At 53.9% G+C, this 25,904-nt stretch carries 23 protein-coding genes and 1 pseudogene; 7 read left to right on the top strand and 17 right to left on the bottom strand.

The features are described 5' to 3' along the window. Nucleotides 1-48 precede the first annotated feature (48 nt). Entirely contained in the window at nucleotides 49-1,002 is a 954-nt protein-coding gene (locus IPN69_09950) for a hypothetical protein (protein ID MBK8811039.1), read from the top strand. Nucleotides 1,003-1,053: 51 nt separating this feature from the next. Here the strand turns inward: IPN69_09950 and IPN69_09945 are convergent, their stop codons facing one another. The 8 genes from IPN69_09945 to IPN69_09910 form a co-directional block, all read right to left on the bottom strand. Beyond that, nucleotides 1,054-2,421 carry a DUF1446 domain-containing protein gene (locus IPN69_09945; GenBank protein MBK8811038.1) on the bottom strand — a complete coding sequence of 456 codons (1,368 nt, stop codon included), beginning with the start codon at nucleotides 2,419-2,421 and terminating at the stop codon, nucleotides 1,054-1,056. Between the two features lie 43 nt (nucleotides 2,422-2,464). Continuing rightward, nucleotides 2,465-2,869 carry a cobalamin B12-binding domain-containing protein gene (locus tag IPN69_09940; GenBank protein MBK8811037.1) on the bottom strand — a complete coding sequence of 135 codons (405 nt, stop codon included), beginning with the start codon at nucleotides 2,867-2,869 and terminating at the stop codon, nucleotides 2,465-2,467. A gap of 13 nt (nucleotides 2,870-2,882) precedes the next feature. Next, the gene (locus IPN69_09935; GenBank protein ID MBK8811036.1) at nucleotides 2,883-3,608 is read right to left on the bottom strand and encodes a hypothetical protein; all 726 of its coding nucleotides are present in this window, start codon (nucleotides 3,606-3,608) and stop codon (nucleotides 2,883-2,885) included. A gap of 4 nt (nucleotides 3,609-3,612) precedes the next feature. Beyond that, on the bottom strand, nucleotides 3,613-4,428 hold the full coding sequence (locus tag IPN69_09930; protein ID MBK8811035.1) for a sterol desaturase family protein: 816 nt from the start codon (nucleotides 4,426-4,428) through the stop codon (nucleotides 3,613-3,615). A gap of 14 nt (nucleotides 4,429-4,442) precedes the next feature. After that, nucleotides 4,443-4,793, bottom strand: coding sequence for a four helix bundle protein (locus tag IPN69_09925; protein ID MBK8811034.1), 351 nt, complete (start codon nucleotides 4,791-4,793; stop codon nucleotides 4,443-4,445). Between the two features lie 159 nt (nucleotides 4,794-4,952). Continuing rightward, nucleotides 4,953-5,906: a hypothetical protein gene (locus IPN69_09920; GenBank protein MBK8811033.1), complete on the bottom strand. Its 954-nt coding sequence runs from the start codon at nucleotides 5,904-5,906 to the stop codon at nucleotides 4,953-4,955. Between the two features lie 17 nt (nucleotides 5,907-5,923). Continuing rightward, on the bottom strand, nucleotides 5,924-7,225 hold the full coding sequence (locus IPN69_09915) for a caspase family protein (GenBank protein MBK8811032.1): 1,302 nt from the start codon (nucleotides 7,223-7,225) through the stop codon (nucleotides 5,924-5,926). A gap of 3 nt (nucleotides 7,226-7,228) precedes the next feature. Beyond that, on the bottom strand, nucleotides 7,229-8,974 hold the full coding sequence (locus IPN69_09910) for a M48 family metalloprotease (protein MBK8811031.1): 1,746 nt from the start codon (nucleotides 8,972-8,974) through the stop codon (nucleotides 7,229-7,231). 278 nt (nucleotides 8,975-9,252) lie between these two features. On the opposite strand from IPN69_09910, the gene IPN69_09905 reads away from it, so the two are divergent. Continuing rightward, nucleotides 9,253-9,399, top strand: a complete 147-nt coding sequence (locus IPN69_09905; protein MBK8811030.1) for a hypothetical protein — start codon at nucleotides 9,253-9,255, stop codon at nucleotides 9,397-9,399. 39 nt (nucleotides 9,400-9,438) lie between these two features. Here IPN69_09905 and IPN69_09900 read toward each other — a convergent pair whose 3' ends face one another. The 5 genes from IPN69_09900 to IPN69_09880 all read right to left on the bottom strand — a co-directional run bounded on the left by IPN69_09900 (nucleotide 9,439) and on the right by IPN69_09880 (nucleotide 16,412). Further along, the gene (locus IPN69_09900; protein MBK8811029.1) at nucleotides 9,439-11,328 is read right to left on the bottom strand and encodes a serine/threonine protein kinase; all 1,890 of its coding nucleotides are present in this window, start codon (nucleotides 11,326-11,328) and stop codon (nucleotides 9,439-9,441) included. Between the two features lie 28 nt (nucleotides 11,329-11,356). After that, nucleotides 11,357-13,222: an SUMF1/EgtB/PvdO family nonheme iron enzyme gene (locus tag IPN69_09895; GenBank protein ID MBK8811028.1), complete on the bottom strand. Its 1,866-nt coding sequence runs from the start codon at nucleotides 13,220-13,222 to the stop codon at nucleotides 11,357-11,359. A 130-nt stretch (nucleotides 13,223-13,352) separates the two neighbouring features. Next, entirely contained in the window at nucleotides 13,353-13,910 is a 558-nt protein-coding gene (locus tag IPN69_09890; protein MBK8811027.1) for a YdeI/OmpD-associated family protein, read from the bottom strand. Then, nucleotides 13,907-14,431 carry a hypothetical protein gene (locus IPN69_09885; GenBank protein MBK8811026.1) on the bottom strand — a complete coding sequence of 175 codons (525 nt, stop codon included), beginning with the start codon at nucleotides 14,429-14,431 and terminating at the stop codon, nucleotides 13,907-13,909. Before IPN69_09885 ends, IPN69_09890 begins: the two co-directional genes overlap by 4 nt. Nucleotides 14,432-14,744: 313 nt before the next feature. After that, on the bottom strand, nucleotides 14,745-16,412 hold the full coding sequence (locus IPN69_09880) for a methylmalonyl-CoA mutase family protein (protein MBK8811025.1): 1,668 nt from the start codon (nucleotides 16,410-16,412) through the stop codon (nucleotides 14,745-14,747). Between the two features lie 406 nt (nucleotides 16,413-16,818). On the opposite strand from IPN69_09880, the gene IPN69_09875 reads away from it, so the two are divergent. Next, nucleotides 16,819-17,331: a hypothetical protein gene (locus IPN69_09875; GenBank protein MBK8811024.1), complete on the top strand. Its 513-nt coding sequence runs from the start codon at nucleotides 16,819-16,821 to the stop codon at nucleotides 17,329-17,331. On the opposite strand, the gene IPN69_09870 is transcribed toward IPN69_09875, so the two are convergent. Beyond that, nucleotides 17,328-18,683, bottom strand: a complete 1,356-nt coding sequence (locus IPN69_09870) for a sigma-54-dependent Fis family transcriptional regulator (GenBank protein MBK8811023.1) — start codon at nucleotides 18,681-18,683, stop codon at nucleotides 17,328-17,330. The two genes, IPN69_09875 and IPN69_09870, sit on opposite strands and share 4 nt — an antisense overlap. 126 nt (nucleotides 18,684-18,809) lie before the next feature. On the opposite strand from IPN69_09870, the gene IPN69_09865 reads away from it, so the two are divergent. Together IPN69_09865 and IPN69_09860 are read left to right on the top strand one after the other, a co-directional pair. Next, the gene (locus IPN69_09865; GenBank protein MBK8811022.1) at nucleotides 18,810-21,317 is read left to right on the top strand and encodes an LPS-assembly protein LptD; all 2,508 of its coding nucleotides are present in this window, start codon (nucleotides 18,810-18,812) and stop codon (nucleotides 21,315-21,317) included. A gap of 575 nt (nucleotides 21,318-21,892) precedes the next feature. Next, nucleotides 21,893-22,768 (top strand): DUF808 domain-containing protein, encoded by an 876-nt coding sequence (locus IPN69_09860; protein ID MBK8811021.1) that lies wholly within the window; start codon nucleotides 21,893-21,895, stop codon nucleotides 22,766-22,768. Nucleotides 22,769-22,842: 74 nt separating this feature from the next. Here IPN69_09860 and IPN69_09855 read toward each other — a convergent pair whose 3' ends face one another. Beyond that, nucleotides 22,843-23,013 (bottom strand): hypothetical protein, encoded by a 171-nt coding sequence (locus tag IPN69_09855; protein ID MBK8811020.1) that lies wholly within the window; start codon nucleotides 23,011-23,013, stop codon nucleotides 22,843-22,845. A 36-nt stretch (nucleotides 23,014-23,049) separates the two neighbouring features. Here IPN69_09855 and IPN69_09850 point away from each other — a divergent pair, with 36 nt between their 5' ends. Then, on the top strand, nucleotides 23,050-23,928 hold the full coding sequence (locus IPN69_09850) for a nucleotidyltransferase (GenBank protein MBK8811019.1): 879 nt from the start codon (nucleotides 23,050-23,052) through the stop codon (nucleotides 23,926-23,928). Continuing rightward, nucleotides 23,906-24,487 (top strand): SLATT domain-containing protein, encoded by a 582-nt coding sequence (locus IPN69_09845; protein ID MBK8811018.1) that lies wholly within the window; start codon nucleotides 23,906-23,908, stop codon nucleotides 24,485-24,487. Before IPN69_09850 ends, IPN69_09845 begins: the two co-directional genes overlap by 23 nt. Nucleotides 24,488-24,520: 33 nt before the next feature. On the opposite strand, the pseudogene IPN69_09840 reads toward IPN69_09845, so the two are convergent. Next, nucleotides 24,521-25,257: pseudogene (locus tag IPN69_09840) on the bottom strand (hypothetical protein). 45 nt (nucleotides 25,258-25,302) lie between these two features. Beyond that, nucleotides 25,303-25,758: a hypothetical protein gene (locus tag IPN69_09835; protein ID MBK8811017.1), complete on the bottom strand. Its 456-nt coding sequence runs from the start codon at nucleotides 25,756-25,758 to the stop codon at nucleotides 25,303-25,305. Nucleotides 25,759-25,904: the final 146 nt, after the last annotated feature.

Below are 25,904 nucleotides of genomic sequence, written 5' to 3'. Positions count from 1 at the left end.
CGTCTCACGTTTCCGACGAAAAGCGGCGCGAGTTCCGACCTGTAACTTATGAAAAACCTTTCCCTTATCGTCGTGATCTTGCTAACCGCCGTCGGCGCGAGCGGTCAGAAACCGGTTCCGTCGCTCGAGTCGGTTCTGGCGAACACCCGCGAACAGATCAAGGTCTATCGCGAGACATTTATAAACCTCGTCGCCGACGAGTTGAAAACGATCGAATCGGCGAATGCAAGCGGCAAGGTAAAGAAGAGTTCGCGAGTCAAGTCGGAACTGCTGATCTATAAATCCGACCGGGCGAATTCGGAATCCGCCGAGTTGCGGGTCGTTTCCGAAGTCAACGGGAAAACGGTTCCCGACGCGCGAAAACGGAGCGACAAACTGCTCGTCGAGCTTTCCAAAACATCGACACCGCTCAAGGAACTCGAAAAACTCGAACGCGAGAGTACACGCTTCGACCGTTCGTTGCTGATCTTTGGGATCACGCTCAATCAGGCTGCCGTGCTGAGCCCGGAGGTGAGTTCCGCATTTAGCTTTCAACTCGGTGAAGTTGAGCTCGTCGACGGACACAACACCGTAGCAATCAAATACTTACAGATCGCAGAGCACCCGCTTATCACCTTTGATCCGAAAACGGGATCGAACGCTTTGATGACCTACGAACTCGCGCTGCCGTACGGAATCGACGCATCGACCCTGAGGCTCGGCGGAACTCTCTGGATCGATCTCGAGACCTTTCAGATCCGTCGCGAAACGCGCGATGTCACCGGCCCGCCCGAACTGTCAATACCGCTTTTGACGATGCGCTATGAGTATTCGGCGAGCGACTTTGGAATCCTGCTGCCGAAACTGATCTTCGCCGGATTTAATGAACTCAAGCAAAAAAAAGGACAGTTCGCGATCGCAAATCGCGTCACCGCAACTTTTGCGTATTCGAATTTCAGAAAAACGAACGTCGAGGTCAAGATCTCCGACAGTGACGATCCGGCGAATCCGGCGAATTTCTGAGAAACCCCGCGACTTGAATCGTCCAATTCCCGCCGCCTCAAGAAAAGCAGCTCACGCCTCAATAACAGTTACGTTTGTCTCGATCAGGCTCTTCGGAATAAGCGCCGGAAAATATGCCATTATCTCTTCGACCTTCGGACGTCCGCCGGCGAAGCCGGTGACGGCCGGCGGGCCGGTGAGAATCAACGGCGCGAGTTCCTTTGTGAATCGTTCGACATCGGCCTTGCTTTGCCCGCGAACCCCGAATCGGAGCTGCACCTCGGGCACGTTGGCCGGCGGATCGCCCGCGAGATGTCCGTGCGTCGCGCTCACTCCGACGAATTCCGTCAGAATCACATCGAACTTCAAACCGAGCTTTTCGAGCCTCGCACGCAGGATCTTGTCCGCCGCCTGCGCTTTTTCATAAGCTTCGGGGTATGCGTAAACGAGGGTTCCGACTGCCTTCCAACCCGCCGAATAGGCGATCGAGACCTTGTAGAAATCGGTTTTCGGATGCCCTTTGATGCCGAACACCCGAACACGGTCCGTGCCGTCGTCGGCGAGATTGATGGTCGTAAAATCGGCGACGACGTCCGGCGTGATATAGCTGTGCGGGTCGCCCATTTCGTAAAGAAGCTGCTCTTTTATCGATTGAATACTGACTCGTCCGCCGGTTCCTTCGTGCTTCGTGACGACAAAAGACCCGTCGGGTGACGCTTCAACTATCGGAAAACCGACATTGGCGAGATCGGGGATGTTCTTCCAATCATACTGGCAGTTCCCGCCGGACGACTGCGCGCCGCATTCGATGATGTGGCCGGCGATCGTTCCGGCCGCGATGCGGTCCCAATCGTCGAACGTCCAGCCGAATTCGTGCATCAGCGGAGCGAGCGTCAGTCCGGTGTCCGTGAGGCGTCCCCCGACGATGATCTGCGCTCCTTTACCGAGAGCTTCGACGAGCGGCGCAGCGCCGAGGTAAACGTTCGCGCTCTGAACGCGGTCGCGGATCGCCGAGAGCGGTTCACCGGTCTCCATATTCGTGATCTCGATCCCGCGATCTGCAAATTCATCCAAACGGCCGAGAATATCGTCGCCGGTGATGACGCCGATCTTCACCTTGCCCGCAAGTCCGAGTTCAGCGGCAACGGCCTTGATCGCTTCGGCGCAGCCGAGGACGTTTACGCCGCCGGCGTTCGAGAGGACCTTGATATCGCGTTCGACGCAATCGGGCAAAATCTCGCGCATCAACGTCACAAAGTCGCGCGCATAACCGGCGTTCGGGTCGCGCTGACGCTGTTTCTGGACGATGCTCATCGTCACTTCGGCCAGATAGTCGAGCATCAAATAGTCGATCTCGCCACCGCGCACCTGATCGACCGGCGCGGTCAGGAGATCGCCCCAAAATCCCTGTCCGCCGGCGACGCGTACTTTTTGTTTCATAAAGCTGTTGTCGAAACTATGTAACTTGATTCTTGAACTTCGTCTAATTCTGACTTTTTACGTTCTCGTTGATGAACCTGACGATGTCTTCGGTCGAAGTACCTGGAAGAAAAACCTCTGAGACGCCTTTTTGCTTCAATACTTGAATGTCTTCCTGCGGAACGATACCGCCGACGAGCACGAGCGTGTCGTCCATCCCGTTCTCGCGCAACAGATCGACGATGCGCGGACAAAGCGTGTTGTGTGCGCCCGACAGGATCGAGATCCCGACCGCGTCAACGTCTTCCTGAAGCGCGGCCGAGGCGATCATCTCCGGCGTCTGACGCAAGCCCGTGTAGATCACTTCCATTCCGGCATCACGCAGTGCCCGTGCGATGATCTTTGCACCTCGGTCATGTCCGTCCAGTCCGGGTTTGGCGACCAGTACTCGAATTCTTCTATCACTCATAAGTCACAGTATATTAACGAATAAACCGTCCGAGCAAGCCACCGCGCCTGATGAACGGTTTAAGTTCGGACCAGGAGAAAACGTACCGGCCATCCGGTTGGAGATTTAGCGCTATGCGCGGGAAGCCATATTCGTAGACAAACGTCACGCCGTTATCGTCAATCAGGAACCAATCAAGGTTTGCGGTCTTGAAATTCGCGATCTTGAAGAACTCGCTTGCGCTCTCCGCAAAGTCCGGTTCTTCCCTCTTAATGGCCTCAAGCGAGGCCTTCATTTCTTCCTCTTGCCTTTGGCGGCATATCGCGGCGAGCCGATCCAGGTTAACGAATGCCGTGGCGGGTGTCACCCGATTTCCGGTCTTGAGATCGACGACGACGTTCTTTCCGAAACTGGACGAATAGGCGCCTGTGCCCATCAGCGTCAGGTAAACGCTTAGGATTCCGCGCTTGTTGTAGTCGACGTCGAATGTTGCTTCTTCGAGCCACTGAAAGTCGGCGAGTTCGTCCTTCACGCGGAGTTTCATCACGCTCGCGTAGCTGATCGTCTTTTCTATCTTCGCCGCGAGCGGCCGGGAAACGCCGCTGATCTTCGGATACGTCACGGTAAATTCTTTCTTGAAATCCATCATCGGCTTCGGCCGCGTGAAAATCACTTTCTTCGGAGTGATCCTGACGGATTGCCCTAAAACCGTCGGGGCGAGCGAGAGTCCGACGAGAACGATAAAACAAACCCATTTCATAAACTCAAGAATCCATCGCCGGAGCGCCGTAGATGCAGCGCAGTTTGGCGCCAAGTGTCGGCTTTGATCTCATCGCTTCCAGCATCTCGGCCCAACCGTGGACATTTATCCAAAGCATATTGTAACTGTGGATCGGTTTGATGATCCCGTAGCGAACTGTTTCGTCTTCCTCAATGAACGATCCGAAAATCCGGTCCCAGAAGATGAAGATCCCGCCGTAATTCTTATCGAGATACCGTTCATTCACACCGTGGTGCACCCGATGGTGCGACGGCGTGTTGAAAACAAACTCCGCCCATCGCGGCAGTTTGTAGATCGTTTTCGTATGGATCCAAAACTGGTAGATGAGGTTGAGTCCGTGCATAAAAATGAACGACCAGAGCGGAAAGCCGGCGAGCGCCAGCGGCAGATAAAAGAGCCAGTGAGCAATGCCGGAAAACCAGCTCTGACGCACGGCGACGCTCAGATTATATTGATTCGACGAATGATGAACGACGTGGAAGTTCCAGAAGAAACGGACCTCGTGGCTGATCCGGTGAAACCAATAGTAAAGAAAATCGTCGGCAAAGAGCAGAATCACCCACGCCCACCACGCGTTCATAGGCATTTGATACGGCGCGTAATTCTCGTAAATCCCGTTGTAAAAAAACGCCTGGATATAGCCGAACAGAAAGCCGAAAAACGCGCTCCCGAAGCCGAGCCCGATATTCGTCCAAACGTCCTTGCGGTCATAGGTTTTCTCGTAACGAACGCTGAGCAGCGTCTCGACGGCGATCAGAAGCGCGAACAGCGGAATTGCGATATCGGTAGGTTTCGGCATAGCTCCCGAACAATTCAGCCGATCCGTTTCGCAAGCGAGATGATCATCTTGCGAAGTTCGACGATCTGTTCGTAGGCATAATTATAATCCGCTTCACGAAACATTTCGAGGTCGCGCGCGAGCAAAGCGTGATATTCGAGCACGGCCGAAAAACCGATCGCCGAATCGAGGCAGCGTGCGAATTCCGGATCCGTCCGCTTGGCAGAGCCTGACGCGATCACGGACGGAATCTCGGTGGCCAGCCGCCGAAGATTGGAACGAAGGCCGAAGCGCTCTTCCGGCGGAAAATGCGCCGTCAACCGATAAATAATCAATACGAGTTCGTGGGCTTTCCGCCACACATTGAGGTTTCTGAAGTCCTGCATTTTGTGAGCTCCTGTGTGAGTTTTTTGAGGGAAGCAGTATGCCAGAATCGTGGAGGATTTTTCAAGTATTGATTCGAGCTGCGAGCTCTGAGCTGTGAGCTTTGAGTTTGAGCTTTGAGCTCAAAGCTCGCAGCTCGCAGCCAAAGCTCGCAGCTCGAATCAATTCCCGACATCGAGCCGGACGAATGCGACCGCCGGCCGGCCCGTCGTGGTCTTGACGCGATAGATCGTTTGCGGCGAAGGCTCGTCACGGGTCAGTTGCCGGCTGGTTTCGCCGCACGGTTTCTGGACGGACGCTTTTTCGCGAATGAGCATCCGCGACTTTGCCCCGCAGGACGAATCGGCTTCGGCCTTGGTGTAGAGTTTGTCGGTATCGTCGGTCCGGCTGAAGATCGAAACTTCCGCGTCGAACTCAAGTTCGCTCAATTCGTCGATACTGGTTATCCGTCCCTTGTTGTCGGTCCGAAACGTGATCGGCTCCGGCGAGACGATAACCGTCAACAACTCGCCGCGGTAGTTGGCGGCCTGCGGATTGATGTTGAAATACGGGAGTTCGTCTTTCTGATCGGGAATGTCGACGAGCATTCCCGGCGAAACGCGGTTCGGCTCGGTCCCAGCCGGAAATATCAGGTACGGATCGCCAAAGGTTCCGTCGCTCAAGATCTCGCTGTCGACAACGTAGAGATAACCGACAGATGACGGCTCGATCGCCAGACGGACACGGTCGCCTTTGCGAAACTGTGAGTCTGCGCCGACCCGTTCCGCCGACCATTGTTCGACGCGAGCGCCGATTTGAACCGGAAGCGTGAAACCGGCATCGGTTCTGATCCGCGGGCGCAGCTTCCAAACGGTCACTCCGATATCCGCGAAGACCGAATTTCCGACCGTTTTTCGTGGATTTCGAACCGCCGACGATTTCCGCCGAACGGCAGCTGCACGTTTTGTCAGTTTGTACTCGACGCGCTTTCGTGGAGCCGCCTTTTTCGCCGCGGGCCGTTGCTGATTGAAGTCGTCGGACGTGATCGAACGCGTCTGTTCCCCATCCTGCGCGAATACGGACAATGCCGAAATGAAAATCAGCGCCAAGTACGTCAGTATTGGTTTCTTTCTCATAAGTTTGTCGAACGTAACTATTTGATCACGGCGATCTCAAGTTCTTCACCGATTCCCGAAATGAGACTCGGGTTCTGCTTGCCGCCGGTTTCCTGATTGACCCTCGAGCGAACGAACTGAAACAGTTCGCCGGTCGTCACAACGCGGTCGGAATTGCTATCCGCAAGCCCCTTCAATCCCTGTAGCAAAACCCACGTAAAAACACCGTGACCGCCTCCCCAGCGCGATCCTTCGCGTGAGGTTTCGCTGACGTCCGACGAACTTAAGATCGCACGGCCCCGCGAAGCGAAAAGCCGTCCGGCGGCCTGGCTAACGTCGTTGCGGATCTCGACCGGTCGTTCGAGAATGCGTTCCCCGGTTCCATCGTCGAGTCCGCGGTTGCCCTTTGTGACGGTCTTGAACGGCACTACTTTCTTGCCGCTGACCCCGCCGCTGTGACACGTGTCGAGCAGAAAGATCGCCCGCGTCGAACTGATCTTTCTGTCGACGATCGCCTTCAGTTCGGTCATCGGAAATCCCGTCCTTTTGAGATCGCCGACCTTGGAGTCGTGGACAAGATAGTAAAGTTCCGTCGGATTGAACGGGTCGGGAGTACCGTGTCCGGCGAAAAAGAACAGGACGAGGTCGTTCTCGGTGGCCCTTGTCAAAAACCGGTTGAGCGAATCGCGAACTGCGCTAAGCGTCGCGTCGGCGTTGACCATATAAAGAACGTCCTCGACCGCGAATCCGCCCGAAGTGATCAGCCAATTCTTCAATTCGGCCGCGTCTTTATCCGCAAAATTCAGATTTCCGAGTCCGACATCATTGTATTGGTACTTTGAAACACCGATGACCACGGCGAACTTTCTACCGGAAAACCCGAGCTTGCCGTTTTTGGACCCGTTCGAACTGACCGCCCGTTTCGGGTCGGTGACCGCCAGGAACGATGCGAAATAGCGCTTCCCGTCGTTCCCGGACGCCTCGATCTCGAAACGGTTCTCCAGTGGCGCAAGGCGGAAACCGGCGAGTTTGTTAAGGTCGCACTTCATGATCTTGCCGAGCGAACTCGAACTTTGAGCGCAGACGCGGTTCGCGGAATTGTTGTTGATCCGGACCTTGATCGTACTCCACTCGATACCGTCGGCCGCCGGGTTCAGGATCCAGAATTTGACGACATTGACCTTCGCGTTCGCGATGTAGACCTTCGCGTCCGACATCTGACCGGTTTCCGCCTCGGGCAGTTCAAGTCTGAACGGCGACCTGTCCGTTTCCTGCGAGTACGCGGGAAGAACGGACAGGCAACCCGCAAAAACGGCGATGATGAATGTACAGATTTTCATAAATTACGGCTTCTTAACAGGCTTTTTTGGTCCTTTGACCGGCGTCGGGGTCGGCGTCGGAACGGTCGAAGTGACGACCACGTTGTTCTGCGTTGGAGACGTGTCCGCAACCGAACTGGTCGACGTCGGCCTCGTGCCGACGATCGGTTTCGGCGCCTCGGTCGTGTTAGCGGTCGGCGTCGCGCGATAATCCATCACTCCGAGATCCTGCATAAAATCGTAAATGAAATCCATATTCGAAGGAAGCGCGCCCGCATTTTCTCGCTGATACACGGCGACGTATGTCTTCAGATCGTCGAAGATCAAAGGCGCTTCGATCGGATTGCGATCCGCGAGGCGGAGCATTGCCCGGAAAAGAAACGGTTCGGCGATCGTCTGGCGCTTGTCCAACGCGATCGAATTCGTAAGGCTCTCAAGTGCCTTTGAAATCTCCGAGGAGTTTCTCGCCGTTTGTTTCAGAGCCTTGCCGTAATAATAGTAAGCAAGCGGATCGTTGCTTCGGATACCGATCGAATCGCTCAGATTCGCGCGCGCCATTTCGAACAGGTCGAACTGAAGCGCGCGGATGCCGTTATCGCGCTTTACCAGCGCCATCGTCGATTGGAACTCGGCCGACGAGGCAAGCATTTCTCCGTCTTCCAGCTTCTTTTTGATCTCCGGTGCGAGTTGTTCGTTGAGAATTCTGGCGATTCCACGCATCGTGCTCGCGTTCTGATTTCGATCGGTGATCTTCGCGTCGATCGAAGCTCCGGACGTAGTTCCGGCTCGCGAGTACTGCTGGTAGGTACTTCCGAACATTTCGAGCCGGCCTTTGATGCGATCCGGATCGGCGATGAATCCGGTTTGCGATCTGGGATCGGAGGCGATCATCCTCATCCGCTCGTACAATTTTTGAATCTCGCGCACGTCGTAGTTGCGCCGCAGCATACTCTTCATCGCCTCGACATCCGCATCGTCTTCCTGAAAATCTTCCCAACTGAACGCGTCGTTGAATCCGTACATCTTCAGAAGACTCGCGCTGATGATCTGCTGATTCGCGCCGCCGAGCGCCCCGACGACACGGACGATCGTGACCCACGCCTTCTTCTCAATGTAGGGCACCGTCCCGACGTCAACCAAGGAATCTTCGAACCAATCGTCGCCTTCGACGTGCGCGATCTCGTGGGCGAGGATGTAGGCGAGCTGCGCCTCATTGTCGATGAGAGCGAGATATCCGGTCGATATGTAAACGGTACCGGTCGAAAGCGCCCGCGCCTCGGGGACCGGATTCTGAATGATCTTGAACGAATAGAGCCGCTTGGTATCGGGCGGGATCAGCGACTGGCCGACGCGGTTGACGAAATCCTGAGCGAGCGGATTGTCGTAAAGCGTATTGTCGAAAACGAGCTTCTCGTTTTCTTTGCTAACAAGCTTAACGTTCGAGGCACGCATATTCACGTCGTACGCAGTGAGCGTGTGTGTGCGCCTGATCGTCCGGTACTTGTCGTCGACAACGTCCTTGAAATCCGGATCAGTGTCGTATTTTTCCTTCGAATACGTCAGAATCTTCTGATAACGCTTTTCACGCTTTTCCTGTTTTTTCAGCGCTTCCTGCTCGGCCTTTGAGAGCTTCTCCTGTTTCTTCTGCTCGTCTTTCTTCTTATCTTCCTGACCGAAGACGATGTTGGCCGAACAGATCGAGAGGATCAACGGCAAGACAAGGAATGCAAAAAACAACGTCTGGCGGGACGCTTTGGGCAGACTGATCATAAGGACCTCCGTTTGCTCCGCGGGGGGAGCGGTTGCGACCCGGGCGGGCCGATTTGGACAATTGGGACGTACAAACGGAACTCTTTGTTCCGGGATTACGCGCCCTTTTGCGAATTCCAACAACAAATCGGGAAACTATCCCGCGAAAAATTCAGAATGAATCTATTTGGCGCTAACATAGCATACTTTCAACGCGATGGCGCAATTCTGGCGATCGGTCAGCCGACATACGGCATTCGCCACTGCGCGACGATCACACTCGGGTCTTTTTTGAAACTGTGTCGAAGTTTTTGAATGCCTTCACCCTTAAACGCATCATCGCCGCACTCGTCGGCGCGCACGAGGCGTTCTTTTTCGCGGAGTTCCACGCTTTCCCGTTTGCAGGATCGGCGAGTTTGTACCGGTTCTGGCACGGGCACGATTAAGGCAAAAGTCCCGTTGCTTTTCCCCCAAACATTTGGAGTTCAACGATGTTCGAGCGCAATGCGGTGCAGGACGATGTCGCCCGAACCGTTGACGACCGTCAGTTGCTTTTCGGCGTCCTTTGCGCCGTTCGCCTTTTGCGCGTCGTTTTTCTCGATGAACGATTTCAGCTTGGCGACGAGAGATGCATCGGAAACGCGGCCGGCATTCGAGAAACCCGAACGACGCGCGGTTTCGAGGTCCGCGTCCTCTTTCGCGGTCCAGATGATCCAGACGATCTCCGTTCCGGCCGTTCCGCTGAAAGTGTTCCAACCGGATTCCGAGTTTTTGCCCGAATTGACCGCCGCCGAGCCGTCATTCGCTTTAGGCGTCGGGTAAAGGACGTTGTAGATCGTCCGGCCGTCGGCATCCCGGTCTTCGGCGTAGGCATAAAGAAATCCACCGGCACCGCTTTCGATGTTGAGCCTGAACTTGTAACCGTTTTCGAAGATCTCCTGGCCCGATGATCGGAACGGCTCGCCGAACGGCTTGTTGTCCCTCATTTTCTGAACATTGAGAAAATACTTCAGTTCGCGCGCCGTCACAGAATCCGCGGTCACGTTCTTGTCGGCTCCGGCGGGATTCTTCTCTTTTCCGTTGCTGGCTGGTCCCGAATTGTTCGCAACCGCGTCGGTCTTCGACTGGCCGGAGTACTTCCAAGCGACGAACCCTCCCGAAACCGCCAGTGCGAGAATCAGGAGCAGCGCCGCAATGGGCCAGACGGCTCGATTTCTTGTTTTTGACCCACCCGACGTTCCCAACGTCTTGTAGTGGTCGTCCGCGATGATACCGACCGGGCGCTCGGGCGAATCGACTGTCTCGACCTCGGCGCTCGCGAGCGACGCCAGGCTCGTCTCCGCCAGCACCGGCGTGCTGACGGCGGCGGTCGCTTTAAGCTCGTGTGCGGTCGCTGCGGGACTGTTGTCAACGGTGATTCCGCGCAATGCCCGCGCCAGATCGCGGCCGAACTGCCGGACATTCTGCGGCCGCTTCGCCGGATCGAAGTCGAGCGCGGACAAAAGAAGCTGTTCGGCCGCCGCATTCAGACCCGAACGCAGCGTACGGGGCGAGGTTTTGACACCCTGTTGCTGCAGCTGATACATCTCGACGATCGATTCCGGCCGGAACGGCAGTTCGCCGGTAAGCATCTCGTAGAAAACGATTGCCGCCGAGTAAATGTCGCCCGCCGGCGTTTGATCCATCTTTCCGAGCAGTTGTTCGGGCGCGATGTAGAGGATCGTCCCGATGCCGCGCGGAATCTCGGTCGCCGGCGCGAGGACCGAATCCTCGACGCGGGCGATGCCGAAATCGATCAAACGGACGCGGTCCGGGCCGTCATCCTGCGGCGTCAGCATAATGTTCTCGGGCTTGATATCGCGGTGGAGTATCTTCTGCGAATGCGCCGCGGCGAGGGCGTCCGTGATCGATTCGATGAGGTGCGCCGCCTCGCCGAATTCGAACTTTCCGGTCTCCTTGATCTTCCGTCGCAGCGACCGGCCCGGGATGAACTCCATCACCATAAACGGATTGCCGTCGGCGAGCGTGCCCGAATCGAGAATGCGGACGATATTCGGATGATCGAGGCGGATCAGCGCTTCTTTTTCGTGCTGGAACTTGCGGACGATATCCTCGTTTGCGAGCGCCGTTTTCCGCAGGATCTTGACGACGACGTCCTTGCCGAGGAGTTTCAAATCCTTCGCAAGGTAAACCAGCCCGAACCCGCCGGCGTCCGCGCCGCCGTCGGTAAGATCCTTCTGAATAAAGAACCGTCCGTCAAGATGCGTCCCGACGAGACTTGCAGAGCGAGCAAAATCGACATTGGCCGGTTTCGGCGGCGCCGCGGGATCCTCCCTGGAAGCCCCGATTTCCCATTCTTCCTTTTTGTCCACCATACTCAAACCCGAAGACTCCAAATTCGACTCATTTTCTGACAGCGACGATCCGGAAACCGTTCAGGTGATACCGTCTTGAGACCTCTTCCTTCCCCCGGTTGGGTGAACGCGACTTTCCGTCAAAGCTTCCCCACGAGCCGCCTCTCTGAACGCGATATTTCGGATCGCCGACGGTCAGATTCGGCGAACCGTCGCTCGGCAGACCCGCGTATCCATTTTCGCTGTATAGGTCCGCGCACCATTCCCAGACGTTTCCACTCATATCATAAAGCCCCCAGGCGTTCGCCAGCTTTTTGCCGACCGGATGGGGCGACGCCTTCGAATTGCCGATCGTCCACGCGATCTCGCCGGCGTCTCCGTAATAATCGCCGAGCGTCCCGGCTCGCGCCGCGTATTCCCACTGAGCTTCCGACGGGAGCGAATATGTGAACTCGGTGTCCGATGCATTCAACTTCGCAACGAACGCGACCGCGTCGTCCCAATTGACGGTTTCCACCGGGCAATCGTCGCCGCACCTGACGAACGAGCTCGGATTGCTGCCGATCAACGCTCGCCATTGGCCTTGCGTGATCTCGAATCTGCCCATCCAAAATCCCTTGGCAAATGTCACCTTTCGAACCGGCCTCTCATCCGAATCGCCTTTAGGGGAACCCATCATAAAGTCGCCCGGCGGGATCCAAACGAGTTCGATCCCCGAGGCGTTCTTGCGAATCGTTCCGGGCGCGACCGTCTCCTGTTTAGTAACCGGTGTTTCTTTCGTCGACACGGACGCCGCCGCTTCAATCTGGCGGAGCTTGATCCTGGCCGCAGCCGAATTTGCGCCATTTGGGAACTCGCCGAGATAGGCTTCGACCAAGGCTTTGTCGTTCGATCTTTTAGCAGATTCCCAAACCAGTCCGTCGAGTCTGATGCGTGCCGTCGCGGAGTTCGTTCCGTTCGGAAACTCCTTGAGGAACAGCCGCAGATCGCCCGGATCTTTGCTCTCCTTGACGAGGTCCCACGCTTCGGCTTCCTGCGCTGCAGCGCTCGCCGGCGCAACCGTCGGGATGTTCGCGACGGATGTCGGCGCGGCGCTTCGCTGAAAGTAAAAATCGCCCTTGATCGACGATGAATCCCACGGCACCTGTTTGTTGGAGGTTACCGTCATCACTTCTTCGCGCGTCGATTTGAAGACCTCTTCGAGTTTGAGATTCGGTTTTCGAAGGTTTTTCAGCAGCGCGCCCGTAAAGACTCCGTTTCGCGTTCCCTTGCCGTCCGAGGCGGTCGTGCCCGGCGCGGCGGCGTAGGCGATGTATGTTCCGGTCGGCGCGGTGACGTTGGCGAGGCCGCCCGAATCTGCGCTGCGGCTCCAGCCGCGCGAGAACGGATTGTTGCGGCAGGCGTCGAGGATGACGATGTTGAAGCCATTGCCGGCGGCATCCATCTGCCGCAGGATCGAATTGACGTCGATTGCGTAATCTTCGGTTTCGACCTCGCGCGAGATGTCGGCGTCGACCGGGATCAGAAAGTTCTTGCCGCGGACCTCGACGCCGTGACCGGCATAAAAGACGAGCCCGATTCCCTTTTTCGCTTCTAGCTTTTCGCCGAACTCGCGGATCAAACGCCGCATTTGAACGAGATTCGCGTCCGTTCCGGTGATGACCTCAAACCCGAGCCCTCTTAATGTCTCGGCCATATCGGTTGCGTCGTTGACCGGATTCTCGAGCGTCGAGACATTCTGATATTTGCCGTTCCCGATAACAAGCGCCGTCCGCGCTTCATTGCCGGCCAGACTTTCCCGCGTCAACTGCCGCCCGTCCTGCGCGTCGGATGCGACCGAAAGGAACTGCAGCAGCAATGCAAAGGCCGCGACCGATGCGGCCATTCTGAAAGCAAATTGTCTGATTCTACCCATTGACTCTGCCATGACTTGATGTTTTCCCGCTATCATCGCAGATTTCCCGCGGAACTCCAATAAAGAACTTCACCGAGAACGGTTGCACTTGATTTCTACACTTTTCATCAATGGCCCGGCGATCTTGGAATCAACGCAGCCGTTCGCTCTTGTCTGAAGCTTCGATCAGTTTCGCCATACGTTCGTTTCGGGTCTTGGCCTGTTTCGCCGACATAACCCAGTACATCAGCGTGCGTCGGTAACCATTGGGCTGACGCTCGAAGAATTCCCAGGCGGACGGATTTGCCCGGAAGAGCGCTTCAAGATCGGCGTCGAAGGCGGTCGGTTTGTTTTCGTAAGCGTAGATTGCGGACTTGTCCTCGGTGCGGCGTTCGAACGCCGCGATTCCGGCTGGTTTCATCAGGCCTTTGTCGGCCAATTCCGCGATCTTTGCGATGTTGACTGCGCTCCAATTGCTTTTCGGTTTTCGCGGCGTGAATCGAATGCAGTAACTCTCGCGGTCGATCGTCCGGCGGATGCCGTCGATCCATCCGAAACAGAGCGCCTGATCGACCGATTCCGGCCACGTCATCGACGGTTTGCCGGACCCGACCTTGTAATAGCCGACAAGCAGTTCAGACGCGGTTTCGTGATTCTTTTCGAGCCAAGCGCGAAACAGGAGTTGATCGCTGAAGAAAGTTGGTTTCATCCAAGTGCCGTCAGATTAGGATCGTAAGCCGCCCGCTCGATCTGGCCGATGACCTTGTCGACATTGACTTCGTTGTGAACAAAATATGCCCACGACATCAGAACTTCCGGATCGGTGTAACTGGCGATCCGGACCTTGCCGCCGTCTACGATCACAGTGATGACATACGAATCCTGCGATCTGCAGATAAGCAGGCGCTTCGTTCGTTTCTTTACCCGCCAACCTTCGTGGTCGATGACACGACCGAGTACCTTGAAGATCGCGGCCTTTGAAAGCGATGTGTCGATCGTCGCGAACCTTAACTGGCGCCGGAGGTAATACGAAAGACCGGCCGCCGCAAAAACGGGGAGAGGGAAAAACAAAGAGCCGATCGGCGGAAAAACGGAGTCGATCAACTTCCACCCTAAAACACTCAGCAGGAGCGCGCTGAACCAGACTTTGAGATAGTGCCGCGTGCCGTCCCACCAACCGAGACGCAACTTGCCCGTCGCGATCGCCAGTTTCACCTCATCAAGTTTCATTTACCGAAACAATGCCCAACCAATCCAAAATCTGGGATATTTGGGATTTGGAAGCTGGAATTCGGGATTTGGGAACTTTGAAAACCTACTTAGCCGCGGTCCCGGCGCCGTTTCTGACACAGATGGACACAGAAGACTGGATGCACGAGGCTACTTCGAATTCAGCGTTTCGTGAGATCACTCACTATCTCTTTCGATTGAAACAAATCCGCTCCATCCCGCCGATCTGTGTTCAGCAGAAAACGCGATTTGCTTCCTTCATATCGGTTTTTCAACGCTCCCAAATCCAAAATCCAAAATCTAAAATCCAAAATCAAAATGCCGGTTCCTCGTAGATCCCGTAAACGTCTCGCAACGCGGTGCAGATCTCCTCGACGGTGCAATAAGCCTTGACCGCTTCGATCGTCGCCGGCATCAGGTTCTCGTCGGCGAGCGACGCTTTTTTGAGCTTTTCAAGGCAGTTGGCGACTTCGCCCGCATCCCGCTTTTGCCTGGTCGCCTCAAGCCGCGCCATCTGATGGTCGCGGACGTTTTCGTCGATCTGAAGAATGTCGGTCTTGTGGATCTCGCTCGCCATCGCGTATTTGTTGACGCCGACGATGATCTGTTCGCGGCGTTCGAGCGACTTCTGATACTGATACGCCGATTCCTGGATCTCGCGCTGCGGAAATCCGATCTCGACCGCTTCGACCATTCCGCCGAAACCGTCGATCTTTTCAAAATAATCGAAACAGCCGTCGATCATCTTTTGCGTCAGCGACTCGACATAATACGAACCGCCGAGCGGGTCGACCGTGTTCGCGACGCCCGTTTCCTCGGCGATGATCTGCTGCGTCCGGAGCGCGATCAGCGCCGCCTGATCGGTCGGAAGCGCGAGCGCCTCGTCGTAGGAATCCGTATGAAGCGATTGGGTTCCGCCCAAAACACCCGCAAGCGCCTGGATCGCGACGCGCGCGATGTTGTTGAGCGGCTGCTGTACGGTCAGCGAAACGCCGGCCGTCTGCGTGTGAAACCTCATCTGCATCGTCCGCGGATTCTTGGCTCCGAACCGTTCCTTCATCGTTTGGGCCCAGATCACGCGGGCCGCGCGGTATTTCGCGATCTCTTCGAAAAAGTCGTTATGCGCGTTGAAGAAAAACGAAAGGCGCGGCACGAATTCGTCGAGATCGAGTCCGCGGTCGAGGCCGTACTGAACATACTCGACGCCGTCGCGCAAAGTGAACGCAAGTTCCTGGAGTGCCGTCGCTCCCGCCTCGCGGATATGATAGCCGCTGACCGAGATCGGATTGTATTTCGGCAGATGCTTCGTCGAAAACTCGAACGTGTCGATGACGAGTTTCATCGCCGGACGGATCGGGTAGACCCATTCCTTTTGCGCGATGTACTCCTTCAGAATGTCATTTTGGAGCGTGCCGGATATCTTTTTGAAGTCCGCGCCCTGCTTTTCGGCGAGCGCCGCGTAGAAGGCGAGAAATATCCAGGCCGGCGCGTTGATCGTCTGCGAAACGGTCACATCCTCGAGATTGATCCCGTCAAACAGGACTTCGAAGTCCGCAAACGACGTCACCGCGACGCCGCATTTTCCGACTTCGCCCTCGGAGAGCGGCGAATCGCAATCAAGCCCCATCAAGGCCGGAAGATCGTACGCGACCGACAATCCGGTTTGGCCCTGCGCCAGCAGATACTTGAAACGCCGGTTCGTTTCCTCCGGCGATGAAAAGCCCGCAAATTGGCGCATCGTCCAGAGTTTGCCGCGATAACCGGTCGGGTGGATTCCGCGTTTGTAAGGATATTCGCCCGGAAAACCGATGTCGCCCGCGGCGTCCGCGCTCGTGTAGAGGCGATCGACCGGTTCGAGCGATACGCCCTCGAAACTCGCTTTTCTTTCCGGAGTCTTGTCCAAAACACGCTGCAGCGTCTCCTGTTCCCAACGTTCGACTTCCGCGTCCTTTTCCGACAATGCTTCTTTAACCTCTGACATAACTTTCAAGCGCCGCACATATCCTTGATTGCTGATGAATAAACAAAAATTATCTTATTTCATCGGCGACCGATTCACAAAACGATGGTGAAAGTGACTGAACGCATATTACGCATTGAACAATAATCGCCCGTCGAATTCGCGAAGAAAGCGCGATCACTTTATTCAGCCTCAAAGGAAATCGTTTTATCGGCGCGAGTGCGCGCGGATAAAAGTCGACAGTGGCGGGCACACGCACGCCGATAGCACCACGAAGCGGAGCGGAACCGGCCCCGGCCAAATCACGCAATGCCAACCCACCCCCCGCCCCCCCCCCCCCCCCCCCCCCCTTTTCCCCCCCCCCCCTAGTTAAAACCGCGGCGGCGTGTGTTTGCGTTCTCGGCGCCAACTTGCGTAAGATTGTCGAATGAATTCTGTCCCTCGTTTGCCGGTTGTTCTGGTTTTTCTTTTCCTGAGCTTCGTTTCGGGCTGCGTGTCCGGACAGAAGACCGGGAATTCGAACAACCGCTCCGCAAACACCAATTCAAACAGCGACTCGTCGAACGCGAAAGACAACATCGAGGATCTCGAAGCGATAATCCGACTCCCGTTTCATCCGGAAGAGGCGCTTTACCGGGAGGAACCGGCCGCCGGCCCCGAAAAGCCCCGAAAACTGACCGTCGTCCTGAAATTCTCGGCCGAAGAAGCGAACAAGATCGTTGAAACATCCGCCAAAGGAAACGCCGGTCAGCCATTCGAGATCGAAACCGAAAGCTGGTTCTCTCCGGAACTTGTCGCGATGAGTCAGGAAAGCGGAAACGAGACCATCAAAGGAACGACATATCCCGCGACCGAGTTTACCCAGGCTCCATACAATGACGGGAAAGTGTCGCGCATCGAGGGAACGAACTTTTTCATCGTCGAACTGAACGCCCGCTAGAGTTCTTCATACTTCTTCATCTTGCGGTACAGCGTCGAGAGATCGATCCCGAGAATGCTCGCCGCCTGATTCTTGTCATCATCGACGGACTTCAACACTTCAACAATATAACGACGCTCCATTTCGTCGAGCGTCGGACGGATCCCTTCGGGATCGCGCATATCGAACGCGTGCTGCGAATCCGCGATGACTTTCGGCGGCAGACTGCCGGCATCGATCTCGTCGCCCGACAGGATGAACGCCCGCTCGACGGCGTTCTCCAATTCGCGGATGTTGCCGGGCCAGGAATATCCGACCAGCGCCCGCAGCGCTTCCTGATCGATCGGCTTGTCGGCGGCGTTTTGATTCCGCGCGGTCTTGGCGGCAAAATGCTTCGCCAGCAAAGGAATATCCTCGCGGCGCTCGCGGAGCGGCGGCAGGTTGATCTCGATCACGTTTAGCCGGTAGAAAAGATCTTCGCGAAAGCGGTTTTCCGCGACTTCCTTTTCAAGGTTCTTGTTCGTCGCGGCGATGATCCGGGCGTCGAACTTGACCGCGGCGGTCGCGCCGACCGGCAGCACTTCCTGCTCCTGGATCGCGCGCAAAAGTTTAACCTGGAGCCCGACCGGCATTTCGCCGATCTCGTCGAGAAAAAGCGTTCCGCCGTCGGCCGCGCGGAACAGCCCTTTCTTTTCGCCGACGGCGCCGGTGAACGCGCCCTTCGTATGGCCGAACAGTTCGCTTTCGAGCAAACTCTCAGGCAGCGCGCCGCAGTTGACGGCGAGAAACGCCTTGGCGGCGCGGCCGCTGTGAAAATGGAGCGCCCGCGCGATCAGCTCTTTTCCCGTTCCGGACTCGCCCTGGATCAGAATTCCGGCGGTCGTGTTCGCGACCTTTTCGACGAGACCGAAGACCTTTTGCAGGGCGTCGCTGGTTCCGATGATCTCGGAAAAGCCGTACTTCGCGTCCAACTCCCGCCGGAGCGCGCGGTTCTCACGCGCCAAAGCCTTCGTCCGCAGGGCGTTGCGCACGGTTTTGAGGAGATCTTCGTTGACGAACGGTTTGGTGACGTAATCATAAACTCCGCGCCGGAGCGCGGCGATCGCCGAATCGACCGACGAATAAGCCGTCATCACGATCACGAACGCGTCCTCGTCGACCGCCTTGATGCGCGAAAGAAGTTCGAGTCCGTCCATTCCTGGCATCTTGATGTCGGTCAGCGTAACGTCGATCTCGGTCGCACCGAAGATCTCGAGCCCGCTTTCGGCGCTCGCCGCCGTGAAGACGGTGTAGCCTTCGCCCTCAAGCAGTTGGCGCAGTATCGACCGCATCAGTTCCTCGTCTTCGACCACCAGAATATTGGGCTTGCTCATAACGTTTCCCGCTATTCTACTTTACCGTCCGCGCGTTTGTCGCGTACCGTCCGGTTCGCGCGTTTCAAGTCTTTGAACAACCCTCAACCTTCGTGTTAGCATCAAGCTTATTTTCTGAAGTTCCAAATGCGTCTTCATAACCCTTTTACAAGTTGTTTTTTGGTCGCGATCCTGTGCGCGGCGACGTTTGCGCAGCAGACGAATCCGGTCGAAAGGCAGGTTGCGAATCCGGTGACCGACACGCCGAATGTCAATCCCGTCGGGCAGCAGCCCGAAGTCAAGGTTTCGAGCCGGTCGCAGAAATCGGACTCAAAACCCGAAGGCGGCGACGACGAGGTGGTCGTCTATTCGGACAGGCAGTCGGTCGTCGGCGAAGAGGGAAAACGCGTCATCACACATTCCGGAAACGTCGATGTCCGGTACGGGATCTACCGCGTGCAGGCCGACAATATCGTCATCTACGAGGCCGAGAACCGTCTGGTCGCCGAAGGCAGCGTCGTTTTCGATCAGGGCGACGACCAGCGCATCACGGGCGCGAGGGCCGACTGGAACTACAAGACGAAACTCGGAAAGTTCGTCGATTCGACCGGCTTTACCAACCAGACCAACGACGGCACGACGATCTATTTTACGGCCGATATGGTCGAACGCGTCGGACTCAATGAGGTGATCGTCAAGAACGGTGTGTTCACGGCGTGCGAGGAAGCGGTCCCGAAATGGAGTTTTACGGCCGAGGAAGCGCGAATCAAGACAAACGAGGTCGTCAAGCTCAAAAATGCAAAGTTCAAGGTCAAGGACGTGACGATTCTACCGATGCCGTACGTTTCGATACCGATCCGCAAATCCGACCGGAAATCGGGATTTCTGACGCCGACCATCGGTTTCTCGCCAAACAAGGGCGTCCGCCTTTCGACGGCATATTTCAAAACGCTCGGAAAATCGGCCGACGTCACCTTTCGCGGCGACGTTTACAGCTCGCGCGGGATCGGTTACGGGCTCGACTTTCGGTCGCGGGCAAACTCGCGTTCGTATTTCAACTTCGGGTTTTACGCGGTTAAGGACCGCATCTTCGGCGCGAAGGCGAGCGCCGAGAATCCCGATCAGGGCGGGTCGATCGTTTACGCCGAAGGCGTTCAGTATTTTCCCAACGGTTTCACCGCCGCCGCCGACGTCCGCCTGACATCGAATCTCGCCTTTCGGCAGGTCTTCTCCGACGGCGTCCAACAGATCATCTCGCCGATCGAGGTTTCGCAGGGATTCATCAACAAAAGCTGGAACAATTACACGCTGAACCTGCTCGCGCGTTCACAGGTCATCTCGATACCGAACGTCCGCATCAAGACGCGCAATTTGCCGAGCATCAATTTCGACAAGCGGCCGAGCCGACTCTCGTTTTTGAAGAATGTCTACTTTTCGTTCAAGGCCAGTCTTGAAGGCGTTTCGCGGCGCGAGGAAGCCGACAACATCCAACTCTATCGGAGTATGGTCGGACGCGACCCGCTGGTGTCGCCGGCGATCGGTCAACGGTTCGACATCCATCCGATGATCGAAATGCCGCTCAACACGAAATACGCGACCTTCACGATTCGCGCCGGAACGCGCGTCACCTACTACTCCAACTCGTTCAACGATATGCGGCAGCTGGTCGGCCGCGATGTCATACGCAAATACGGAGAATTCGAAGTCGACATTCGTCCGGTCGCGCTCGCGCGAAATTTCTACGGAAAAAAGAACGAGTTTCTTTTCCGGCACGTCATCGAACCGTTCGCGACGTATCGGTTTGTCAAAGGCGTCAACAACTTCAACCGGATCATTCGGTTTGACTACGCCGACACCGCGACCGACACGAACGAGATCGAGTTCGGCGTCACCAACCGATTCTACACACGCCGCTTTACGGAAGCCGTGACCGAAGAGGCGCGGCGCCGTTTGAGCGAGGATCCGGGCGCAAGCAAGAATCCGATGAGCATTCAGCCGTATGAGATCTTCACCCTGACGGTCCGCGGCAAATACTTTTTCGACAAGACATTCGGCGGGGCGCTGATCCCCGGACAGCGAAACCAGATCGAACCGATCACGAGCCTTAGCTTTTACACTTTCGGAGGCGTCCCGCGGCGGTTTTCGCCGATCAACATCGACGCGACCTATCGCCCGCAGAAAACGATCTTCTGGAGCACGCGGATGGACGTCGGCGTTCAGGGAGACGGTCTGCGGGCGGTATCGACGACGATCGGCTACGACACCAAGCTCGTCAAACTGTTCCAGACCTTCTACTACACCCGCGGCGTGACGCTGACCCCGACGCTCGCGCAATATGCGAATGCGGACGGAAAAGAAGCCGGAACACTGCGCGGTTCGCAGTGGAGTCCGTCGCTGTTTTTGGGAAACCGCGACAAGGGACTCTACGGCGGATCTTCCCTGTTCTTCGATTTCCAGAACCGCCGCGCCGTCAAAGGATCGCCGCTCATCAGTTCGCTCTTCACGCTCGGCTACGCCTATGACTGCTGCTCGATCGCCGCGCAATTCTACACCTTCAACGTCGGCGTCAGAAAAGAAAACCGATTCGTCTTCAGCTTCAAGCTAAATGGAATCGGTGCTTTCGGAACCGAACAGTTCGGCCAGGGATTGCGTTGATACGCAGCCAGACGTTCGTTTTCGCGTTTTTTAACGTCTTTTCGCGGTCAACTTCAAAATGCTGGATTTGAGACCGCCGTCTCCCGCCCATCCCAAGGCGGCACTTGAGTCCTTAGGATTTAGCCCGAATATCTCACCAAGAGACTGGAAAAGGGGCGTCACCCCCGGAATGCTCACTATCAAAGAACACATAGACGCTAAATCAGAGGTTCCTTATCGGAACTTTCACACCATTCTCCCCCACAAATTCACTCGCCTCATCATAATCCTTGTAAACGTGCCTGACTACGCCCTTTCGCATTTCACAACTCACCGCATAGACTTACGTCGAATCGCCAACGCCAACAACGCCGCTTGCTGCGAATATCTTTTCCAAGATTATCCAAAGTTCGCCCAGCCAATTTATCGGTTCAGTATCTGACGTTCTGAAAGGTTTATTAATTGAAAATAGCTTAAGAGAGAGTTTAATAACTTCGCCGTGATTTATATACCTTTGCAATCTAAAATCAATCCTATCTTTGGTGAAGGGATTGGAAATCCCGGAATATTTTCGTAACCTAGATTTTAACAAACATATGGCATCAGGTATTTTTGCAGTTTTAGATGATATTGCTATGTTGATGGACGATGTTGCTTTAGCCAGCAAAATCGCCACGAAAAAAACAGCGGGAATATTGGGTGATGATCTCGCGGTCAATGCGGAAAAAGCGACGGGTTTTGTTTCTTCGCGTGAACTGCCTGTTTTGTGGGCAATCACTAAAGGCTCATTCATTAACAAACTCATCATTGTTCCGTTAGCATTTATCTTAAACGTGATCTTTCCGCCGGCGATCATTATCGCGTTGCTGGTAGGAGGAATTTATTTGGCGTATGAAGGCGTTGAAAAAATCCTTCATTGGATATTTCATCGCAACGATCATTCTCATCCCGTCTCAGAACCACATCCCGAAGACAGCGAGGCGGAAGAAAAGTCAAAGATTAAATCAGCGATCTCAACCGATTTTATTTTGTCGGTTGAAATAGTAATCATCGCGTTGGGAACTGTTTTGGACAAGCCGCTGACAACTCAAATACTTACTGTTTCTATCGTCGCTTTGATTGCGACGGTCGGCGTCTACGGACTGGTCGCCATGATTGTCAGAATGGATGATATCGGCTATAAAATCATCGGTTCGCCCGAAAACAAAGGATTTTCCGCCAAATTTGGACAATTTTTGGTCAATTTGTTGCCTAAGATTATCCGTCTGTTAAGCGTCGTCGGCACAATTGCTCTGATTCTTGTCGCCGGAGGAATTTTTGCTCATAACATAGACTTTCTCCATCATCTTCTGCCGCAGGTTCCTTCGATTATTAAAGAAGCCCTCTTTGGAATTATCGCCGGTCTGATTGCGGTCGGTGCGGTAACGATAATCAAAAAAGTTATTTCATCATTTCGTAAAACCGAAAGCTGACTTCTCTAATTGTTAATTGTAAATGGTTAATTGTTAATGATGAATTGCGATTTTGGAGCATTAACAATTAATAATTAACCATTAACAATTATCCTCAACGCATAAACTTCCGCCGAATCGCCAACGCCAACAACGTCGCTTGCAACGGTGCGAATATCTCTTTCAAGATTATCCAAAGTTCGCCCCAAACTGTCAGCGGTTTGCGTATAATACTCCGCAGAATTGAAAGAAATAAGAAAATCCAACTTCACCTGTGGTGATTTCCATTAAGAACATCAATTATGAGCGTTTCAACCAACTTCAATGCTTTCTGTGATGACCTAAGAATTAGCAGTAATAAACGATCAACAATATCTACTCGTTATCTAGCGATATGTAAAAGGCTAAACAAGGATTATTGGGATATGGATACGACTTCAGGCGGACGTTACGTTGGTTCATATGGTCGAAATACAGCCAACGGATGGGTCAGCGATATTGACATGTTATTTGAAATGCCTTGGTCCATCTACAACAAATACAACGAGTATCTCGGCAATGGTCAATCTGCCCTTTTGCAATCAATAAAAAATTCGATAGCTAAAACTTATTCCACCACTTCATTAAGAGGTGACGGTCAAATTATTCAGGTTGCTTTTTCGGACAAATCACAATTTGAAGTTTTACCAGCTTTTAAGAATACAGATGGTTCTTATACGTTTGCGGATTCAAATAGCGGTGGTTCTTGGAAAAAGACAAATCCAGTTCCTGAAATTGAGGCTGTTTCAAGTGGTGATAACTTAACAAATAATAATTTACGTCGTCTATGCCGAATGGCAAGGGCTTGGAAATTCTTCTGTAGCGTTCCAATAAATGGATTATTGATTGATACTTTAGCCTATCGGTTTTTGACGAATTGGAGTAATAAAGATCAGTCTTATCTCTATTACGATTGGATGAGTAGGGATTTTTTTGCGTATCTAAAGAATCAAGAAACATCTAAATCAATTTGGTATGCAATTGGAAGCAGTCAAGTTATTTATAATCCCGACAATTTTAGATATAAGGCAACAATTGCATTTAATAAATCATTGGAAGCAATTAAACTTGATAGTGAAAGTAAAGAATGGTCTTGCAAACAAAAGTGGAGAGAAATTTATGGACACAGATTCCCAGATTAAAGTCATTGAAGCACAAATTAGGGAGTGTTTCGGTCGAGTGGTTTATTCGCATAAGACGCATGAAAAATGTGCGGATATTATTTCAAGAAGGCACAATTCAATTAAGATATCTCAGATTGTGCTTTCTGCATTAACAACAACAGGAGTTCTTATCGCGGTTTTTGGGGAAAATCACATAATTGGGATTATAACAGCATTATTATCCGCGACCCTGTTTGGAATTAACGCATTTGTGAAAGGATATGACTTGGGTGAAATTGCTCAAAAACATTCCGATTCTGCATCGGATTTGTGGGGTATCAGGGAAAATTATTTATCTTTATTAACTGACCTGAACGCTAATGTATTGACACTTGATGAAGTTATTCAAAAAAGAGATGTTTTGCAAGAAAGTCTCGCTGGAGTGTATAAAGGCAGCCCTAGAACTATAAGTAAAGCATATAAAGAAGCATCAAAAGCTTTACAAGTGAATGAAGAATTAACTTTCTCAGACAAAGAAATTGATATGTTCTTACCAGTAAACTTACGAAAAGTTAAAGAAAACAATCGACTTAATTGAATCATTTAATCGTAATGAACAGATCATTATTAATTACTTTTTCATCGGAATCTTAACACCATTCTCACTCGCAGAATCAATCGCCTCATCATAACCCGCGTCAACGTGCCTGACTACGCCCATTCCGGGGTCGGTGGTTAAAACCCGTTCAATTCTCCGAGCCGCTTCGGGCGTTCCGTCGGCGACGATTACTTGTCCGGCGTGGAGCGAATAGCAGATGCCGACTCCGCCGCCGTGGTGGAGCGAGAACCGTTGATCATCGCGTTGAGATAAACCCAATCCGCGATTGCGTCCGAGCCGTCTTTCATCGCTTCGGTTTCGCGGTTGGGCGAAGCGTCCGAACCGCAATCGAGATGGTCTCTGCCAATCACAATCGGTGCTTTGAGCGTTCCGTTTCCGACTAATTCGTTCAACTTCAAACCTGCTTTCGCACGGTCGCCGTAGCCGAGCCAGCAAATCCGTGCGGGCATACCTTGGAACTCAACCTGCTCTTGTGCCATCGTCAGCAATTTGCACAAATGGTCGTTGTCGGGAAATAAGGCCATCATCGCCTGGTCGGTTTTGTAGATGTCTTTCTTGTCGCCCGAAAGTGCTACCCAACGAAACGGACCTTTGCGTTCGCAAAAAAGCGGACGAATATACGCCGGCACAAAACCCGGATAATCGAACGCATTTTCCACGCCGTTGATATTCGAGCATTGCTTCAACGTGCCGTGCCATCGAATCCATCGCACGTTTTTCGTATTCGGTTTGATTAGGGAACTTCTGATTTATTAGGGAATCTGTCCTCTTGAAGTCATCAAGGATCAGGACCATCAAGACTCCAAAATTCTTATCAACGATTTATCCGCAGTCGATTTCGATTCGCCGCTCTCGAGCGCGATCCGCACATTCTTGAGCCTTTCCTCGATGACTTCCCGTTCCATCATCGCGGTTTCTTTCGCGAACTGCGCGGCGTCGGCGCGTTGGGTTTGCCGCGCGATCTCCGCACTTAGCGCCCGTTCGGTGTTACGTTGCGGGATCCGCGCGAAAATGAAACCGATCAGGATAAAGATCACGGGCTCGATCCGCATCAGCATCGTGCTGTCTTTCAGCGGATCAAGTTTTCCAGCGAACGCGGCGGCGTAAAGCGCGATAAAGACTATCGCCAGGATCACGGCCAAGCCGTCGCGCAAATTGTCTGCCAGGTTACGGCTGTCATTCTTTTCATTCTTAGGCCGCTCGGTCATTCTCAACTCCTCGAACGCGATCTGTGGCGTAAAAGCTTTCATTTGTAACTGTTTAGATCAAAATACTTCTTGCGCGAACCGCGAAATCGGGCTATAACTGTTCAACAAGTCAATCAAACATTGTCCGTTGTCTTTACGAACACCGTTTCGTCTCGATAACTAACGCCGCAACGGCAGTTTTTTTGACT

The organism is Acidobacteriota bacterium (assembly GCA_016715115.1).
GTDB lineage: Bacteria > Acidobacteriota > Blastocatellia > Pyrinomonadales > Pyrinomonadaceae > JAFDVJ01.
This window is presented reverse-complemented; position numbering and strand designations above follow the sequence as displayed.

What these genes read in the sequence shown, in the direction of transcription:
- IPN69_09880 (MBK8811025.1), bottom strand. Translation starts at nt 16,412, where the DNA reads ATGTCAGAGGTTAAAGAAGCATTGTCGGAAAAGGACGCGGAAGTCGAA.
- IPN69_09865 (MBK8811022.1), top strand. Translation starts at nt 18,810, where the DNA reads ATGCGTCTTCATAACCCTTTTACAAGTTGTTTTTTGGTCGCGATCCTG.
- IPN69_09910 (MBK8811031.1), bottom strand. Translation starts at nt 8,974, where the DNA reads ATGATCAGTCTGCCCAAAGCGTCCCGCCAGACGTTGTTTTTTGCATTC.
- IPN69_09915 (MBK8811032.1), bottom strand. Translation starts at nt 7,225, where the DNA reads ATGAAAATCTGTACATTCATCATCGCCGTTTTTGCGGGTTGCCTGTCC.
- IPN69_09925 (MBK8811034.1), bottom strand. Translation starts at nt 4,793, where the DNA reads ATGCAGGACTTCAGAAACCTCAATGTGTGGCGGAAAGCCCACGAACTC.
- IPN69_09935 (MBK8811036.1), bottom strand. Translation starts at nt 3,608, where the DNA reads ATGAAATGGGTTTGTTTTATCGTTCTCGTCGGACTCTCGCTCGCCCCG.
- IPN69_09945 (MBK8811038.1), bottom strand. Translation starts at nt 2,421, where the DNA reads ATGAAACAAAAAGTACGCGTCGCCGGCGGACAGGGATTTTGGGGCGAT.
- IPN69_09875 (MBK8811024.1), top strand. Translation starts at nt 16,819, where the DNA reads ATGAATTCTGTCCCTCGTTTGCCGGTTGTTCTGGTTTTTCTTTTCCTG.
- IPN69_09860 (MBK8811021.1), top strand. Translation starts at nt 21,893, where the DNA reads ATGGCATCAGGTATTTTTGCAGTTTTAGATGATATTGCTATGTTGATG.
- IPN69_09920 (MBK8811033.1), bottom strand. Translation starts at nt 5,906, where the DNA reads ATGAGAAAGAAACCAATACTGACGTACTTGGCGCTGATTTTCATTTCG.
- IPN69_09835 (MBK8811017.1), bottom strand. Translation starts at nt 25,758, where the DNA reads ATGAAAGCTTTTACGCCACAGATCGCGTTCGAGGAGTTGAGAATGACC.
- IPN69_09930 (MBK8811035.1), bottom strand. Translation starts at nt 4,428, where the DNA reads ATGCCGAAACCTACCGATATCGCAATTCCGCTGTTCGCGCTTCTGATC.
- IPN69_09870 (MBK8811023.1), bottom strand. Translation starts at nt 18,683, where the DNA reads ATGAGCAAGCCCAATATTCTGGTGGTCGAAGACGAGGAACTGATGCGG.
- IPN69_09950 (MBK8811039.1), top strand. Translation starts at nt 49, where the DNA reads ATGAAAAACCTTTCCCTTATCGTCGTGATCTTGCTAACCGCCGTCGGC.
- IPN69_09890 (MBK8811027.1), bottom strand. Translation starts at nt 13,910, where the DNA reads ATGAAACCAACTTTCTTCAGCGATCAACTCCTGTTTCGCGCTTGGCTC.
- IPN69_09845 (MBK8811018.1), top strand. Translation starts at nt 23,906, where the DNA reads ATGGACACAGATTCCCAGATTAAAGTCATTGAAGCACAAATTAGGGAG.
- IPN69_09885 (MBK8811026.1), bottom strand. Translation starts at nt 14,431, where the DNA reads ATGAAACTTGATGAGGTGAAACTGGCGATCGCGACGGGCAAGTTGCGT.
- IPN69_09895 (MBK8811028.1), bottom strand. Translation starts at nt 13,222, where the DNA reads ATGGGTAGAATCAGACAATTTGCTTTCAGAATGGCCGCATCGGTCGCG.
- IPN69_09900 (MBK8811029.1), bottom strand. Translation starts at nt 11,328, where the DNA reads ATGGTGGACAAAAAGGAAGAATGGGAAATCGGGGCTTCCAGGGAGGAT.
- IPN69_09940 (MBK8811037.1), bottom strand. Translation starts at nt 2,869, where the DNA reads ATGAGTGATAGAAGAATTCGAGTACTGGTCGCCAAACCCGGACTGGAC.
- IPN69_09850 (MBK8811019.1), top strand. Translation starts at nt 23,050, where the DNA reads ATGAGCGTTTCAACCAACTTCAATGCTTTCTGTGATGACCTAAGAATT.